At 34.3% G+C, this 16,876-nt stretch carries 15 protein-coding genes; 7 read left to right on the forward strand and 8 right to left on the reverse strand.

What is annotated here, in order from left to right; translation table 11 throughout:
- Nucleotides 1–55: 55 nt before the first annotated feature.
- From ACT9TX_RS17475 to ACT9TX_RS17500, 6 genes are all read left to right on the forward strand, one after another.
- Complete coding sequence (locus ACT9TX_RS17475) at nt 56–394, forward strand: DoxX family protein (RefSeq protein WP_481340243.1); 339 nt, start codon at nt 56–58, stop codon at nt 392–394.
- Between the two features lie 198 nt (nt 395–592).
- The gene (locus ACT9TX_RS17480) at nt 593–2,014 is read left to right on the forward strand and encodes a POTRA domain-containing protein (RefSeq protein WP_481340218.1); all 1,422 of its coding nucleotides are present in this window, start codon (nt 593–595) and stop codon (nt 2,012–2,014) included.
- 26 nt (nt 2,015–2,040) lie between these two features.
- Complete coding sequence (locus tag ACT9TX_RS17485; RefSeq protein WP_481340220.1) at nt 2,041–2,919, forward strand: NAD kinase; 879 nt, start codon at nt 2,041–2,043, stop codon at nt 2,917–2,919.
- Nucleotides 2,920–3,089: 170 nt separating this feature from the next.
- Nucleotides 3,090–3,923, forward strand: a complete 834-nt coding sequence (locus ACT9TX_RS17490) for a hypothetical protein (RefSeq protein WP_481340222.1) — start codon at nt 3,090–3,092, stop codon at nt 3,921–3,923.
- 294 nt (nt 3,924–4,217) lie between these two features.
- Nucleotides 4,218–7,178: a sensor histidine kinase gene (locus tag ACT9TX_RS17495; RefSeq protein ID WP_481340223.1), complete on the forward strand. Its 2,961-nt coding sequence runs from the start codon at nt 4,218–4,220 to the stop codon at nt 7,176–7,178.
- Nucleotides 7,179–7,268: 90 nt separating this feature from the next.
- Nucleotides 7,269–8,036: a LytR/AlgR family response regulator transcription factor gene (locus tag ACT9TX_RS17500; protein ID WP_481340225.1), complete on the forward strand. Its 768-nt coding sequence runs from the start codon at nt 7,269–7,271 to the stop codon at nt 8,034–8,036.
- Here the strand turns inward: ACT9TX_RS17500 and ACT9TX_RS17505 are convergent.
- The 3 genes from ACT9TX_RS17505 to ACT9TX_RS17515 form a co-directional block, all read right to left on the reverse strand.
- Nucleotides 8,033–8,539 carry an ExbD/TolR family protein gene (locus ACT9TX_RS17505; protein ID WP_481340227.1) on the reverse strand — a complete coding sequence of 169 codons (507 nt, stop codon included), beginning with the start codon at nt 8,537–8,539 and terminating at the stop codon, nt 8,033–8,035. The two genes, ACT9TX_RS17500 and ACT9TX_RS17505, sit on opposite strands and share 4 nt — an antisense overlap.
- A 73-nt stretch (nt 8,540–8,612) precedes the next feature.
- A complete protein-coding gene (locus ACT9TX_RS17510; RefSeq protein ID WP_481340228.1) occupies nt 8,613–10,523 on the reverse strand; it encodes a DUF294 nucleotidyltransferase-like domain-containing protein in 1,911 nt (636 codons plus the stop codon).
- A gap of 68 nt (nt 10,524–10,591) precedes the next feature.
- On the reverse strand, nt 10,592–11,221 hold the full coding sequence (locus tag ACT9TX_RS17515) for a 3'-5' exonuclease (RefSeq protein WP_481340230.1): 630 nt from the start codon (nt 11,219–11,221) through the stop codon (nt 10,592–10,594).
- Between the two features lie 197 nt (nt 11,222–11,418).
- Between ACT9TX_RS17515 and ACT9TX_RS17520 the strand changes: the two genes are divergently transcribed.
- The gene (locus tag ACT9TX_RS17520; RefSeq protein ID WP_481340232.1) at nt 11,419–12,195 is read left to right on the forward strand and encodes a LuxR C-terminal-related transcriptional regulator; all 777 of its coding nucleotides are present in this window, start codon (nt 11,419–11,421) and stop codon (nt 12,193–12,195) included.
- Between the two features lie 109 nt (nt 12,196–12,304).
- Here the strand turns inward: ACT9TX_RS17520 and ACT9TX_RS17525 are convergent, their stop codons facing one another.
- The 5 genes from ACT9TX_RS17525 to ACT9TX_RS17545 all read right to left on the reverse strand — a co-directional run.
- On the reverse strand, nt 12,305–13,417 hold the full coding sequence (locus ACT9TX_RS17525) for a M14 family metallopeptidase (RefSeq protein WP_481340233.1): 1,113 nt from the start codon (nt 13,415–13,417) through the stop codon (nt 12,305–12,307).
- Between the two features lie 172 nt (nt 13,418–13,589).
- Nucleotides 13,590–15,653 carry an FISUMP domain-containing protein gene (locus ACT9TX_RS17530; protein ID WP_481340235.1) on the reverse strand — a complete coding sequence of 688 codons (2,064 nt, stop codon included), beginning with the start codon at nt 15,651–15,653 and terminating at the stop codon, nt 13,590–13,592.
- A 63-nt stretch (nt 15,654–15,716) separates the two neighbouring features.
- On the reverse strand, nt 15,717–16,205 hold the full coding sequence (locus tag ACT9TX_RS17535; RefSeq protein WP_481340237.1) for a papain-like cysteine protease family protein: 489 nt from the start codon (nt 16,203–16,205) through the stop codon (nt 15,717–15,719).
- A 65-nt stretch (nt 16,206–16,270) separates the two neighbouring features.
- Nucleotides 16,271–16,474 (reverse strand): response regulator transcription factor, encoded by a 204-nt coding sequence (locus tag ACT9TX_RS17540; RefSeq protein ID WP_481340239.1) that lies wholly within the window; start codon nt 16,472–16,474, stop codon nt 16,271–16,273.
- Nucleotides 16,475–16,663: 189 nt separating this feature from the next.
- Nucleotides 16,664–16,876, reverse strand: a 213-nt coding sequence (locus ACT9TX_RS17545) for a hypothetical protein (protein ID WP_481340241.1), incomplete at its 5' end; no start/stop codon positions are given.

Raw genomic sequence — 16,876 nt, forward strand, 5'->3', positions numbered from 1 at the left:
TGTAATTCCATCTTAAAGCAACGGATAAATTTAATTTTATTGTATCAAAGAGCTAATTTATCTTTCGTACACCTGTGTTGGTGGCACAGGACAATTATTAAGAGCCAGTTTTAATGTTGAAGGACTTATTCATCTTGGCTTTCCTCTTTATGTAATTACAATTTTGGGAGCTTGGAAAATCCTTGCAGTTATTACCATTCTAATGCCTAAATACTTACTTGTAAAAGAGTGGGCTTATGCAGGTTTGTTCTTCCTTCTTTCAGGCGGTGTTATCTCACATTTATCAAGTGGAGACACATTTTTACAAGTCTTACCTGTATTTATTTTTATGTGCTTGACTGTTGCATCTTGGTATTTAAGACCAGCAGACAGAAGACTAATTCCTCTAAAATAATTGACTTTAAAAAAAATTTCGCCCTTGTTGGTATGCAGCCAAGGCTACTGTGAAATGGCGTACCAACAAGCTGTAATGAAAGATGGTGCTGCACAGATTACTTTGAAATGCCTAGCAATAATGGTAACACGAACCAAAGCATAACAAAAGCTAAACCCATTTTCTCTTATATTTACCACTCATCAGCTATGTTTATTAATGCGTTGTAGTTACTTGTTATTGTTAACCATTGTTTTTGGCGGCAGTTTGCATGCACAGCAAGACAGCTTGGCGGTAAATAAATTAGCAGATACAACCATAGTTGCTAGCAACCAATATGTAACCGTTGGCAATATTACAATTAAGGGTAACAAACGCACAAAGCCTTACATCATTTTACGTGAAATGGTGATACGTGAAGGCGATACCATTTTACTAAAAGACCTTACTAAAAAACTAGAACAAAGCCGCAACCAAGTGTTTAATACCGCTTTGTTTGTAGATGCTACCATATATACAGGGCAAAAAATAGGTACCGCAGTAAGTATTAATGTAGATGTTAAAGAAAGATGGTACTTTTTTCCATTGCCCTACTTTAGGCTGGTAGATAGAAACTTTAACCAATGGTTGGTAGACCAAAAAGCGAGTTTGGACCGGGTGAATTTTGGTATAAAATTTAACCAAGCTAATCTTACTGGGCAAAATGATGAACTTGCAATTTGGCTAATTACAGGCTATAGCCAGCAAATAAACTTGCGCTATAGCTTACCATTTTTCGATAAAAAAAGAAAACAAGGCTTTAGCGTAGGCTTTGCTCATTCTAAACAAAAAGAATTTAACTACATCACTGGTTTAAATAAACAATTATTTTACAAAGCAGAAGATTTTACTAGAACCTTTACTCGTGCTGATATATCGTACACGTACCGACCAGACCAATATTGGCGCCATAGTTTGCAGGCCGTGTTTGTGTACGAAGGTATTTCTGACAGTGCTTTGAAGGCCAATCCAAATTATTTTCCAGAGAATAGAAAAGAAGTTCAGTATTTAACGTTAAACTATGGCGTTAGTTATGCCAAAACAGATTATAATGCCTATCCTACAAAAGGTATTATTGCTGGTGGCTACATATCTAAACGTGGCTTTGATGAAACAACTGGTTTGTGGCAAATAGGTGGTAGATTATTGTATGCTTTTCCATTAAGCAGCAGCTCGTTTGTTCATCTTGAAGGCTCGGCCACAGTAAAGCTTACCAACGATAAAAACTTTTACTTTAACCAACGCTTATTTGGCTACGGCGATTTTCAAGTACGTGGCTTAGAATATTATGTAATAGATGGCACAGCGGGTTTACTAGGCAAAGCCACAGTACACAAGCAAGTGTTTAAATACATTTTTAAAAATCCATTTAAAAGCAAAACTCACGACTTGATACCCTTTCGCTTTTTCTTAAAAGCCTTTGGCGATGTAGGCTATGCTTATAATAAATATCCTGGCAATAGTTTATTGAATAATCAACTGATATACACTGGTGGTGTGGGCTTAGACATTGTGTCTATTTACGATTTCGTTTTTAAAATTGAGTTCAGTTTTAACCAGTTAGGCTCACAGGGTTTATATTTACACGGTGGTAGAGATTAGTAGCACATCATTTTAAACCCCCAAAAATGCAAGTAGCAATTTATAGCAGAGGCTTAGATTTTGAACAGGAAAACCCCTTGGTGCTTCTGTTGCAAGCTTTGGCAAAACATAATATTTCGGTACTTATTTACGAACCATTGTTTAGGCAATTTGCTTTGCCGGCAGATTTGGTTCACAACCTCACACCATTTAGCAATCACAACGATTTAAGTAAAGAAGTAGAATGCCTAATAAGCATAGGCGGTGACGGTACCATTTTAGATTCTGTAACACTCGTTCGCGACAAAAAAATACCTATTATGGGTATTAATTTTGGTCGCTTAGGATTTTTAGCAAGCATTAGTAAAGATGAGCTAACCGTGGCAGTAGATGCGATTGTTAATCGCACATTTGTAAAAGATAAACGTAGCTTAATTCACTTAGATGCTAGCGTAACCTTGTTTCCAAATGAAGCTTTTGCGTTGAATGAATTTGCCATTCATAAGCGAGATACATCACCTATGCTTAAAATACACACCTACTTAAATGGTGAGTTTTTAAATACTTTTTGGGCTGATGGCTTAATTGTATCTACACCTACAGGTTCTACTGGTTACAATTTAGGTTGTGGTGGGCCTATTGTTTTTCCTGATAGTAACAGCTTTGTAATTACGCCCGTGGCACCACACAATTTAAATGCAAGACCCATTGTAATACCAGATAATAACATCATTTCGTTTGAAATAGAAACACGTGGTGAAGAATTTATTTGCGCCTTAGATGCACGTAAAGAAATTGTAGATAAAACCATTCAGCTTGCTGTAAAAAAAGAAGTGTTTGACATAAGCTTAGTACGACTGAATGAAAACAGTTTTCTATCTACGCTACGCAATAAACTTACTTGGGGCATGGACAAACGCAACTAACACCAATTCGTATTGTTTTTATATGGCTTTTGTACCCATAAATTCAACACGCAAGAACAATATTTTTTACCAAAATTTGTAATCAACAATATAAACGCCATTTGTTTCGTTTTATAGGTTGTTAACAAAATCAGCCGTCGTACCCATTCACTAAGAAAACAACATTTACAATGAAAAAACTAGGCTTATTAGTAGTCGTTTTAGCGCTCTTTAATCAATGTGCATTTGCAGGTTTTCCTATTGGTAAAGGTCGTTTTAAGCTGATACCGAATTATACATTGTATCATGCAGAAGGCTATTGGGATAATGGTGGTACTTATAAAGCGTACGTAAATAACGGCAGATTTACATCAAACTATGTAGCACTTAATTTGGGTGCAGGCATTAGTAAAGATTTAGATTTTATAGCCACTGTTCCATTTGTGGTTCAAACCCAAACTTCAGAGGTTTCAAATGGTAAAGTAAATTCTGTAGCCAATATTGGTGATATTTCTCTTGGCCTATCATACTATATCAGCCATTTTAATAACGACATGGCGCACTTATCATTATCGGGTTCATTAATTATTCCTGGCTATCAAAACGTAGATACGCCTTATATTGGTTTTGGTACTTTTGGTTTTGAGGCAAAAGTGGGGCTTTCTGGTACTACAGATAAATACAACAGAAATCCGTATTATGATATTGAGGCCGGTTTTAGACAATATTTTGACGTTTATGGCCCATCGCAAGTGTTTTTAAATATTTCTGGTGGTATACCTGTAAGTGAGCAAGTAAAACTAAACGGTAGTTTTAATACCGTAAATTCTGTAAGTACATTGGCTACATTTAGCGCATCAAATCTTACTGCCAATAAAAACTTTAGCTATATAAGAGCTGCCGCAGGTGTGGCATTTGTAGCCAGCGATAATGTAGAAATTGGGTTTAATCTGTTTAAAGACTTGGCAGGAAAAAACATTGGTAAGGGTAGCGGTATTAGCTTATTTGGCGTTATAAAGTTTTAAGATTTTAGCAAAAAAATACCCGCTAGAAAGCAGGTATATGATTTTTAAAAATAAATCCCCGTTTATAAAAACTAAATTAGATAAATCTAAATGATTAGTAGTAGGTAGGCTTTGGGATATTGGTTTTAAAGCGGGATTTCATGGGGATTTATTGGATTATTACAACTGAAAGCAACATCATTTTTTGCAACTTGTTGTCTTAGTTCCACAAATATCGCTATTTAATTCACGAGTGAGTAGTTTACGTTCACAGCACCTGTTTTTTAAATAAAAGAACATATCTAATTTTAGCAGATGAGATGGTGTATTTTGCTAGCCGTACTTTTTTTGCAACCAAACAACTATTGTTTTGGCCAAAACGATAGCCTTCAAATTATTAGCGGTCTGCCTACAAAAGAGGTATATCAAATTTTAGTAGATAAAGAAGGCTTTATATGGGCCGCACATGAGCTTGGGGTAAGCAAATATGATGGTATAAAATTTACAACGTATTCTCATCCAGAACAAACTGGTTTAAGTTTGTTCGATTTATTTCAAGATGAAAAGGGAAGAATTTGGTGTCATAATCTTAATAATCAGATATTTTATATAGAAAAAGACCAAATGTTCTTACTTCGAGATTATAAAAACGCTAGCTCGAAATTCTATCCACGTAAGGCACTACTAGCCAATGAAATAATTATCAATTCGTCTAAAGGTATTTACATACAAAATACAACTACACAACAAGGTAAGTTTATTACCACAACGGTTAGTGGCGCAAGAATAGGCCCAACTTATTCATTTTGTACTATTAATAATCATACAATAATTATTCAAGCTGGCAAACAATGGTTTTTGTATCAGCAAGGTATTGGCATTACATCGCTACCACTTGCAAATGCACAAATACTAGAAAACCGAAATGTTCAAGTATTAAAATATGCTTGTGGAGATACTATTTACGGTGCAGATGTGTACAAAGGCATACTTTATAAAATGCTTTATAAAAACAATACACTTATCGCAATTGGCGTTAGTAAAATGCCCGGCGTTATTAATAATGTAAGTGTAATAGACAAACAATTTTGGCTTCACTCATCTGAATTAAGTACCACAGCAGATTATAAAAAGCAAATTCCTAATCAAAATATTACCTCTATTACTAAAGATCACGAAGGCAATTTGTGGTTCAGTAGCTTAAAAAGCGGCATTTTATTTAGTGCTAAACAAAGCAACGCCCTGGTTACTAAACCAAACTATCTTAAAACGGGCGATTTTGTTACTTATATTGCTAATCAAGGCGATTATATAGTGAAAGGCACGTCTATGGGAGAAACATTTTTTAGCAAAATAGATCAACCCGATATTGTAAAAAAAATTCCGCTCACACAAACTAGAGGTGGTATTACCTCTATTTTCAAATTAGGCGGTAGTAAGTTTTTAGTCGCTTCACTGTCTAATTTCTATCTAGTTGACGTGGCAACTAGCAGCATTACATCTTATTATTCTATAAATGCCATAAAAAACTTTGCTTTTTTTAACGATGTCGCTTTTTTGGCTAATAACGAGAACTTGTCGCTTATGCGTTTAAGCCAAAGGAGAAAACCGCAAATTGCAGACTGGCAAACAATTAATCAATTATTCAGTATACCAAAACAATATCAAGATACCCAACTAAACTTTAACCAAAGGGTAAAATCTGTTTGCTTTGATAGCACAAACAAAACTCTTTACATAAACTTTACCAATGGTGTTTATGCCATTAACAAGCACGGTGTAAAGCATATAACATATCAAGGTAGACCAATAGGTGCTACATCTATCGTATATGCAAATGGTAAGATATACATTAGTACATTGGTTAATGGGCTATTGGTTTTTAGCAATGGCAATTTTATAAAAGAAATTACCGTAAAAGATGGATTAAGCTCAAACACGGTTATAAAACTAAAACTTTGTAACCACAGGCTTTGGCTATTAAATAGTAGCAATATTCAAGTTTTTAATACACTAACAGATGAACTAATTACCAATATTTATTTACCCATGTTATTTGGCAGCTTTGTGTACGATGTGGCCGAAATAAATAACGAAGCTTTTTTAACCACCGCTGATGGTATTTATAAAATTCAATTAAGTAATAATAATAGCAATACGCGCCCTATAAATTATCTATCACTAGTTGTTGCTAATCAAACAGATACGCTACCGCTTAATTCTGGTATAATTGCCAATGAGAGAACCAAAAGTGTAGATTTTACCACGGTTGCATTGTGGTACACAAACCCACAATCTGTTCATTTTAAATACAGATTACTAGGGGCTAATAAAGACAAGTGGCAAACGGCACCAGCATCTGAACGCAACTTTAGTTTTACAGGTCTTGAGCCTGGCAAATATGAATTTCAAGCCATTGCAATAAACGGCTTAGGTGTAGCTGCAAGTGTACCCATAATGTATTCGTTTACCATAAAAAAGCCTTGGTGGCGGCAATGGTGGTTGTACTTAATTATTGTGGCGGTAATAATAGATATTGTATACCTAATAGTTCAAGAACGTATAGACACTATTAAAAAGCGAAACGACTTACTTGTAGAAAAAATACAACTACAAAGCGAGGTACGTAACAGTATGCTTACGGCCATAAAAAGCCAAATGAATCCGCATTTTATATTTAATGCGTTAAATACTATTCAAAGTTTTATTTATAGTAACGACAAGTCAAAAGCCAATAGCTACTTAGGTAAATTTAGTAATTTAATACGTATTGTGCTAGATAGTAGTAGCAAAAAAGCGATTTCGCTTACCGAAGAAGTTGAAACCCTACAACTATACATTGACCTAGAAGTGATGCGTTTTGAAAACACCTTACAAGCCAATATTTACGTTGATAACTCACTAGATACTGATAGTATTTTTATACCGCCCATGCTGATACAACCTTTTGTAGAAAACGCCATCAAGCATGGTCTATTACATAAAATAAACAATAGAAAACTAAACATTAGTTTTAAGCTTTCGGCAAATAAACAAGCCCTAGAAATTGAAATTGACGATAATGGTGTTGGTAGAGATAGAAGCGCATTTATAAACGCACAAAAAAATGGTGAACACAATAGTTTTGCGATAGAGGCTAACCAAACGAGAATTGATATCTTAAACCAATTATCTCATAACAAAATTGTGCTAGAAATAATAGACAAAAAAGATGCTGACAATATTGCCAAAGGCACAACAGTAAAGCTTTTTATACCAAATGAATTTTTAGTTTGATGAAAGCAGAGGCGGTATTTGTGAAGCAAAAACTAGTTCTTACAAAAAAGAAAAATACTTATATTCAACCACCCTACCTTCACTTTACTAATGACACCTCCCGTTTTAAAAGCCATCATCATTGAAGACGAACCAAAAGCAGCACAGCTTTTAGAATTAATGCTAATTGCTGTAGATCCACAAACGGTGGTTGTAGATATTTGTTACGACCTACCGAGTGGTGTGCGCAGCATTAAAAAATTAAAACCCGATATCATTTTTTTAGATATTGAAATGCCAGGCTACAGCGGCCTTCGCTTACTGGAGTTTTTTGATAAAGACGAGGTAAATTTTGGTATCATTTTCACCACCGCCTTTAACAATTACGCTATTAAAGCTTTTGAGCTAAGCGCTGTAGATTATTTATTAAAACCGCTACAAGAAGATAAATTGCTTGAAGCCATTAATAAATATAGAAAGCGTAGCACAAGTAGCCAAAGTCAGCAAATAGCCGCCTTAAAACAAAACTTACAATCTACCGAAAATAGAAAAATGGCTATTCCTGTAGCCAATGGCTTAGAAATTGTAAAAGTGCATGACTTGGTTTATTTTGAAGCAGAAGGTAGTTATACCAAAATTCATATAAAGCACCAGCAGCCCATTTTAGTAAGTAAAAAGTTGAAATACTTTGAAGATTTACTTACAGAAGACCCTATGTTTATTCGCTGCCACAGAAGCTATATTGTAAACCTACAGAGCATTAAAAAATTTGTAAAAAGCGATGGTGGTAATTTGATTTTAGAAGACGGTAAAACCTTGCCCATTTCTCTAGATAAGGTTGATGAAATTGTAACCGCTTTAAATAAGCTGTCTTTTTAATTTGCGGCTAGCAATTCTTTAGCATCTGGCTCCATTAACACATAGGTTTTTACACCATTTATTGCCATTTCGTCTAGTATATCTACCACATTGGCGTAGCTTGCTTTATTAGTTGGTTTTATCAGCACTACCATTTTCTTAGCGTCTTTACCAAGCGAGTGTTGTTTGTATATCAATACGTCTCTAATGCCTTTTGCTGTGTAGTTGGTAGTGGCTGTAGCTTTTAAATCTTTACCATTGTAATAAGCAATTGTATTATCGGCACCAAGTATCAAGCTGATGGTTTTACTTTCTGGTGTTTTTGGTTCATCAATAACTGGCTTATCGCTTGGAACTACTATTGCCATTGCTTTTGCGTGGCTTAGTGTAGTTGTAAAAATAAAGAACGTAATTAGTAAAAAACCTAAATCTACCATTGGTGTTAAATCTACCCTAGTAGAAAGTTTTTTACCTTTTTTCACACCTCTACTTTTACGATTGTCTTGTACTTGTAACTCTGCCATAACGTTAGTTTTTGTAGTTAATAATCAGTTTGCTTTTAAGATGCATGTGATGATTATTTCCACAAAATGGCCTTTACCCTAGCAGGTTATTGGTGAACGTTATGCGTATTTTAGACTGAAAGTTTTCGATGGTTTTAAATATCTCAATCAGAGTAATTTTATCAATACGGGTTAATGTATTGGTATTGATAAAATTATCTGGCATAGTATGGTCGTGCATTATTTGTGTAGCATGCTTTCTCAACCGCATACCCATTAAGTAATAGTACGATTGTAGTAGTTCTTGGCATTCTTCTTCAGTAAATACACCCAAGCTTTTAAGTGCCTTCAATCGTTCCCCTGTGTTTACCTCAAATATGTGGTGACGTAATGCAAAAACACGTACCAAATCTACAATTGGCGTCATCGTTTTTTTAATGTCAAACACTTCGTGGTCACCAACTTTAAAGGTTTTGATATTCTTAAAGAAAGTAGTTAATGGTGGCTCGTACTGTAAAGCATTCTTTGCCATGAAGAAGAATAATTTCTCCATCGGTTTTTTCAACTCTTCATCCAAATAGGCCTTTAATTCTTCTAAAATACTGGCTTCGCCATATAAATATCTACAATCAAAAAATGTAGAAAATTGAATGACAGTTTCTGGTACACTTTCAGCCATCCAACTGTCGTAATTTCTTTTCCAGTGCGATAAAGAGTGCGTCCATTTTGGGTTTTGTGCCATATAGCCACCTGTGCAATACACAAAGCCTACTTGGTTTAATCTATCAGAAACAGTAGTGGCAAATTGTAAGAAATAGTCTCTTACTAATTCTCTTTGTTCATTGGCCTTATCTTCATAAATAATGGCATTGTCTTGGTCTGTTTTTAAGGTTTGCTCTTTACGGCCTTCGCTACCAAGCACCATAAACACAAATTTTGCTGGTGGCGGCCCCATTTCTTTAATCACACCTTCAATTATTTTTATAGCAATGGTATCAGATACCGTTGCTATTAATTGGTTCACAATTTCTGTATGTACACCATTGTTTAGCAACTGTAGTATTAACTCAGGAACTGCTTCCCACTTTCGTTTCAGCTCGTCTACAGATAAGGCTTGCCTTACGCTTTGTATAAATACCAAAGGCGATTGACCCTGTTCGCTTAGCAATTTATTTCTTGTAATAAAGCCAATGTATTCACCATCTTTTTCTATCAGTAGGTACCTTGTTCTGTTACGAAACATTTGCAAAATAATCTCGTACACATAGGCGTTAGAATTGATTGACACCAACGGATTATCCATGATATCTCTCACCGGTGTACTGTAAGGTAGCTGGTTAATAACTACCTTATCACGTATGGTTATATCTGTTATAAAGCCGATTAATTTGCCAGCATCGCTTTTTATAAACAAGCAACTTAGCTTGTATTGTGCCATTTGCCTTGCGGCTTCAAATACTGGTTCGTGCTCGTTACAGCTTACTATTTCACGGTATTCTATGCTTTCTATTCGCTTAGAAAATAATTGGTCTGGTGTGGTATAATGTTGCTCGAAAGACGAACTATTTTTATAAAAATGGGCAAATTCATCATCTAACATTCGCCTAGAAAACTCTGATATAAAATATTGGAAAAAGGGTTCGTAGGCTTGGCACAAGTTTTTAAAATACTTTCTGGCAAGCGTGTACACTTTTGTACCCTTTTTTACCACAATAGTTCGCAAGCATTTCTTCTCGTTTAGCAACATAGAAATACCACCAAAGCAAAAGCCTTTACCGTACACTTCTATCAAGCGCTTGTTTTGGCTACTGTCGTAAAAAAACGATTCGTATTCGCCTTCTACAATAATATCTACACCTTTTAAACTACTAGTTTGTTGCTTGTAAATGATACCATCTTTGTGGTAAGTTACTTCTTGCAAAACGGCGGCCGTTGCTGCTATCACATCATCTGGCAATAAATGAAATGGCGCTGAGGTTTTTAAAAATTCGGCTCTAGCATTCATAACTATTGGGTTATTAAAACGATGTAATTAAGCAATCTTTTTTTGTGAAAAATATTCTATGCAAAACACTATGGCATCACTGCGTTGGTGGCTTGTATAGATGCAATAGGTGCTTGTGTAAAGTTTGTAATTTCTTTTTGTTTTACCAATTCAAAAAAGCAATCTGCTGTAGCAATAGCATCATTCAAAGCATTGTGTTGATTACTTAATGGCTGATGAAACAATTGTTCGTATAAAGTACCTAGTTTAAGATAGCTTGTGCGTGGGTTTTTAACCAAATGCTTGGTGGCAAGCATGGTGCAAAATGTGGTAAGGCCTTTCAAAGGATTGGTCATTTTTTCTCTAAAAGCATCTGCACCAATAATGTGGTAATCAAGCTCTAAAAAATGGCCTACTAACAATGGTTTGTATTGCTGTACATCGCTTTGTAACATTTGCAATACTGTTTTTCTCGATACGCCATAATCACGCATCATTTGCTTGGTGATGCCATGAATTTTAAGCGATGAAATCGATATTTGAATATCCCTGTTGTTGATGAAATAACTCTGCGATTTTATTTTTTTACCAGCCTTATTGTAAACGCACCAAGATATCTGTACTGCAAAAGGCCAATTGCTTGCAAGATTGTAAGGCTTACCCAGATCAGCTGGCACATCAGATGTTTCGGTATCAATAAATAATACATATTGGCTCATGGCTACAACGGCTTGCTTAGTAGCTGTAAATATACGTTTTGTAAAACTTGACGTTTGTTTTTTGGATATAACACCTTATTGAAAATTTAATCAGTTTTTAATGCAAATAGCTTGAGTGAGGTTTGGGGTTTCATTATAGTACGCTTAATTTTGATTTGAAACGTATACCCATAAACTTTAACTACCTGCTTTTATATATGCAACAAACAAACCCTAATTTTTATCTTGAAGCTAAAAAAATTTGGCGTACTGTAGTTAATACCGATGCCGAGTACTCTAAAGCGCTTGAACAACAAATTGAACATTACCGAAAATTATTAAATATTTTTCAGGTAGGTAAGAGCTATATAATGGTATTTAATATTTTTCAAGTGCAGTTTGAGGTTGTAAGCGAAAGCATAAAAGATGTGCTAGGTTACGAACCACATGAAATGAACATTCAATTGTTTTTAGATAGTATACACCCTGATGATAAAAGCTATTTCTTAAATTTTGAACGCAGAATTACTGAATTTTTTAAGGCTTTACCATTTGAAAAAATACCCAAATACAAAGTACAATACGATATTAGGGTAAAAGCAAAGTGTGGGCAATACATACGCATACTGCAACAAGGGGTACAAATAGACTATGACGAAACCAATTATTACCGTACACTAGACGTACAAACCGATATTACACACATAAAAAAAGAGGGCATCCCTTGTTTTTCTATTATTGGTTTAGATGGTGAGCGATCTTACTACAACATACAGGATGCCGATGTTTTAAAAAAATCTTACGACTTATTTACAAAACGAGAGCGAGAAATTTTAAAATGTATTGTAGAAGGTAAAAGCAGTAAAACAATTGCTAATGAATTATTTATTAGCCTACATACTGTAAATACCCACCGAAAAAATATATTGGCAAAAGCTAATTGTAAAACACCTTTAGACTTAGCTACTAAAGCTATTAATGAAGGGTGGGTGTAGGGCTTCTAGAAGTGTAAAATGCAAAAAAAACGTCCGAAGTGTTTAAGTCTCGGACGTTTATGAGTTATAAAGACCTTATTCCCGAAGATTATAATATTATATTAAAGAATTACTCGCCTAAAAATCCCTCTTTGAGTGACTTAACATAGGCAGAAGTATTTGAGATTAGGTCCTCTTTTCTCAATGAAGCTAAATTATTTGGTTCATCAAAAAAATAATTAAATTGTGGTAGCTCAATTGTAAGTGTAATTGCAGCCTTTTTTAAAATTTTTTTACCTTTCTTTATTTGAGTACTAGCCCATGTACCAAAACTCATTTTACCACCTTTTGTGATTTGATAACTCCTACTTTGTGGCTCACCTTTATTTACTGCAAAAGGATCTTGAGGATAAACTGGATTTAAGTAAGATACAGCCCTTATTTTAAATTTCTTGTCTGCTTTGCTTACATTATATATAGAATCAACAAAATTGCCGTAGATTATACCATTATTTTCTTTTACAATAAACGCCATTTTTAATGATAATACAGCGTCTTGAGAGAAGCCTAATGCAATATTTTTATCATCAGTACGTGGATCAGCATAAATTCCTATCTCATAAAACTTGGAGGTATTTTTACAATGTATGGACGCAATTCTTGAAGGATTAAATTGTTGTGTTAAATAAAGTAAATATTGGTTTTCAATTTCTATTTTATCATTCTTACAGGATAGAGTATCGCCTATACTATATTCTTTACTAATTGGTGGCATTTGACGATTTGGGTCAACACAACGTTTCTCACAAAGTTCTTCATCTTTCTGCCCATTACAAGAATCGCAGGTTTTACGCCCAAAGTTTTCTTTGAAAATATTGTTTCTACCTTTTTGAATATTATCTGGAAATAATTCTGGAATAATTAGTAACTTCCATTTACAGTTTTGATTTTTCATATTATCTAAGCTATCTTTAAGAGCGTAGACAACATCAACACCATAAAATTCAGAACCGTGTACTCCTCCTAAAATCATTGCATTATCGGTGCCGCCTCGATTATAATAATATGCATAAATTGGTTTTTTCATCTTACTATAACCAATGAAAATCTTCTTACCCCAAACGTTATTTTGTTTTAAAAGCACTTTTAGATTTTCTGGATTTTCTAATATAGATTTCCTTGTTTGTGAAAATCCTAAGATTAAAGTCATTGTAAGGAACATTACTAAAAGAAGTTTTGCCATTGTATTTGTATTATGTTTATTTATAAATGAAAATTTGTATTAACCGAATGTATTGAGAATTCTATTTCTGCATGAACGTAATCGCACGTATATAAACAAATATGCGCATTCGTAAGTGTTTTTAATTTTTTCTAGATAAAAAGCTTAATTTCTGTAATATAAATTTTTATTTTTATTCCTTTATGCATCTACAATACCCTTTTTTTTCTTTTGGATATTTACCAAACCACACTAATTTTTCTTCCCCATATACAGTAAAACAAATAGCATAAGCTCTCCCAACTTCATCAGAATTAGTACTTGTCCAATACAATGTTTGCAAGTCTGAATTATAATCAATGTATAAATCAGGAAAATTTAAATTCTTATCCTTTACAAGTTTCTTATACGTGGTTTTAACTTTTTCATCCATCTCGTCTTTATCAATAATTTTAATTAAAGCTTTATACTCTTCACTTAAATTCTCCATATATCCAATTTGCCCATAGGTTTTAAATAGATCAATTATTTCGGTAGCAGTGGGCAGACGATAGCCCTTTGGGCAGGCTGTTTGTGCTGCTTCGTAGTTGTAAAACAAGCCGTATTTTCCATTATTTTTTGTATTGTTGTCTAGACTTGCATACGTGCCTTTCAGGGGAATTTCGTATGAATTACTATTTAGCCATGTATATTCACCAACTACTACTTCTCTATATTTTTTAGTGTTTTCTTTTCCAGCTATTGATTCATCAATATTATTATTGATGGGTTTAATTGAGCCTACTTCTTTCTGGTATATTTTATTCGCATCTATGGTGTTTTCTTTTCCAGCTATTGTTAACTCAATGCCATTAATATTGATGGGTTTAACGGGATTTATTTCTTTCTGGTAAGTTTTAGCCTTATCTACATTCAAAGGAGCATATGCTTCTATTACTTTTGATACCTCATACGTTAGCGGCACTTCGTTATTGTAGTATAAATTATATGTTTTTAGGTTGTCTAATTGTACATTCCAAAACCTAATACCTTTTCCATTATCACCACTCGTAAAAGTTTCATTTCTAGCTGAGTTTAATTTTAAAGTATTATACAAGTCGCCATTTTTGAAACTATTAAATGTTTCTTTATCCTTAAAATTAAAATTGCATATTCTAGACATCCCAGTATAGCTGCTGTATCTAAAATCTACATTAAAAAATAGCTTACTTCCTAAATCAAAAGCAGCCATTCTAGAGCTATTATCTTCAGTCGCTAAATAAACAGAAAGTTTTGGTGTTGCTTCAGTATTTTTATTTAAGTATTCGCTAATTATAAATTGAATAAATGCATAGAACTCTTGTTTGTCAGACATCTTATTAATAGCACTATATTTTTTTCGCTCTTGTTCTTTTTGTTGCTCTTTATCTTCTTTATCCTGTTTAATGGCTTTAACTAAATCAGTTATTGCAGGTAGCGCAACTTTTGCTGTATTAACAATATTTGCTGTTTTTTGAAATTTTACTACTTTATCATAATACTCCTGCGCCTTTGCCCTTGCTTCTTGTGTATTACTGTTGTTTATAGCAATGGCAAATTGCTTTTTTGCTTCATCGTAATTACCAGCGTTATTAGCTGCAACACCGGCATTAATTGCTTTAGTCCAGTTCTCGCTTTTTAATTGTATTTCGGCATTTTTTTCAGCCGTTTGCCTTTCTAGGTCTGCCTTACTTCTGTAGTACTCTGTAAGGTCGTTTTGTGGGGCTTGGTTGGTTGTAGTTGAGTTGGTATTGCCATTACCGCTATTTGTAGAGGTATTTGAGTTCGGTGTTTTTTTTCCGTTAATCTTATAGTTTGGCGTGCCATTATCACATTCAGCATAATTTATCCAACCTTCTATATTTTCACTACATCCACCATATCTTTCTGCAAAACATACTTTTGTAACATTTACAGTAAAATTAATAGAACTAGATTTATAGGGAACAGATGTGTATGTTTGGATTCCTCCTGGCTGTATAGTTCCCCATCCGCCTTTGATTGAACTCTCTCCATCAATTGTAACTGCACCATCGAAGCTAACAGCTTTAGAATAGTTATTTTTCCATCTAATATTCCACCAATAGCTATTTGTACTTTTATTATAGCCCAAATTATTTACACTGTATTGAATGCCTTTATAGCAAGAGACAGATAACCAAGGACTCCATTTAGGTTCTTGTGCAAAAACAAAAGTCAATTGAAAAAATAAAACCGTTATTAAAATTATTTTTTTCATTAAATGTATCTAGTTAATGTGTGTTGAATAGGGTTTTGCTAATAGTATTTTTACTATAATGGTTTATGGTGTACCCACTACTACTGAGTTTCCCCATTTCCAAGCATAGTATAATTGTTCAGCAGTTTGTTGATAGGTGAACCCAGTTGCAGGGTCGCTTATAACAATAAACCCACTTGGTGAAATACCTTGTAGCATTATAAAATGCCCTACCTGTGGGTTATTGTTTGGGTTTACCCAAGCTATCAACTTCCAGCCCGATGACAATGTTTTATATAAGTCAGTATAACTTGCCGGATAAGGTACTAGCCACGCTTTAAAACCGTATGATTTTAAAACGGCTGCAATTTCTCCCCCATTTGCGGGCCTATCTTGTGGCCACCCTGCTAGGCGGGCTACAATTTGTGCTTGTGATTGCATTACATTGGCTTGCCCTAAGGCACTTTGTATACAAGCAGCCCAGCACCACATAGATAGTTCTTGCTTATTTATTTGCGACTTAGCTTGTAATGCTAGTACATACAAACATGAGATGATGAGTATTTTTTTCATTTATAGCTTATTTTTTTGCCTTCACTTTTATCTTGTTTTCGGCTAGGCGGGTATTTTATTGTTTATCATTTCTTGTTCTGTAAGTTTATATACCATACAATAGCTTCACTTCTATTACGTACTTGTAATTTTTTGTAAATACTGGTAGTATGTTTTTTTACAGTATTTAAAGCCACGTTCATTTCATCACTAATTTCTTTATTTAAGCTACCTATTGCCAAAAACTCTAATGTTTTTAACTCTTTATTGGTTAGTTTTTCGGTTATCATTAGTTAGTTGTTTATAAAGTATTTGTAGATGTGAAATATAATTACCCTTGAAAAGTAGTAGGCGGCATTGCCAACCGCCTCACTACAGTTGTAATACATACCCCTATGTAATAACAAATTCTTAAAGCTTTTTTTCAAATGCAATTGCTTCAACCTCATTGCCTTCCTGCCTTCCTGCCTCCCCTGCCTTTACACCACCACGCTTACCACATCGCTTTGTAGCCCAAATTGGTCGTCGGTAGTATCTATATAGTAAGCGTAATAGTCTCTTTTTTCGGGCTTGCCTTCTGTGGCATTGGGGCGGTTATCGTGGTAAGGGCTGTGGGTGTCTAGTGCCAAAAAGCTAAAGGCGGTTTCTTCGCCACGCTTGCTATAAATTTTTACGCCATTGCTTTTTTGCTT

The organism is Parasediminibacterium sp. HNIBRBA5674, from assembly GCF_056745525.1.

Bases quoted from the DNA above. Each gene is read 5' to 3' on its own strand.
- ACT9TX_RS17540 (WP_481340239.1), bottom strand. From the start codon at position 16,474: ATGATAACCGAAAAACTAACCAATAAAGAGTTAAAAACATTAGAGTTT.
- ACT9TX_RS17505 (WP_481340227.1), bottom strand. From the start codon at position 8,539: ATGGCAGAGTTACAAGTACAAGACAATCGTAAAAGTAGAGGTGTGAAA.
- ACT9TX_RS17535 (WP_481340237.1), bottom strand. From the start codon at position 16,205: ATGAAAAAAATACTCATCATCTCATGTTTGTATGTACTAGCATTACAA.
- ACT9TX_RS17525 (WP_481340233.1), bottom strand. From the start codon at position 13,417: ATGGCAAAACTTCTTTTAGTAATGTTCCTTACAATGACTTTAATCTTA.
- ACT9TX_RS17500 (WP_481340225.1), top strand. From the start codon at position 7,269: ATGACACCTCCCGTTTTAAAAGCCATCATCATTGAAGACGAACCAAAA.
- ACT9TX_RS17530 (WP_481340235.1), bottom strand. From the start codon at position 15,653: ATGAAAAAAATAATTTTAATAACGGTTTTATTTTTTCAATTGACTTTT.
- ACT9TX_RS17510 (WP_481340228.1), bottom strand. From the start codon at position 10,523: ATGAATGCTAGAGCCGAATTTTTAAAAACCTCAGCGCCATTTCATTTA.
- ACT9TX_RS17485 (WP_481340220.1), top strand. From the start codon at position 2,041: ATGCAAGTAGCAATTTATAGCAGAGGCTTAGATTTTGAACAGGAAAAC.
- ACT9TX_RS17480 (WP_481340218.1), top strand. From the start codon at position 593: ATGCGTTGTAGTTACTTGTTATTGTTAACCATTGTTTTTGGCGGCAGT.
- ACT9TX_RS17490 (WP_481340222.1), top strand. From the start codon at position 3,090: ATGAAAAAACTAGGCTTATTAGTAGTCGTTTTAGCGCTCTTTAATCAA.
- ACT9TX_RS17495 (WP_481340223.1), top strand. From the start codon at position 4,218: ATGAGATGGTGTATTTTGCTAGCCGTACTTTTTTTGCAACCAAACAAC.
- ACT9TX_RS17515 (WP_481340230.1), bottom strand. From the start codon at position 11,221: ATGAGCCAATATGTATTATTTATTGATACCGAAACATCTGATGTGCCA.
- ACT9TX_RS17520 (WP_481340232.1), top strand. From the start codon at position 11,419: ATGCAACAAACAAACCCTAATTTTTATCTTGAAGCTAAAAAAATTTGG.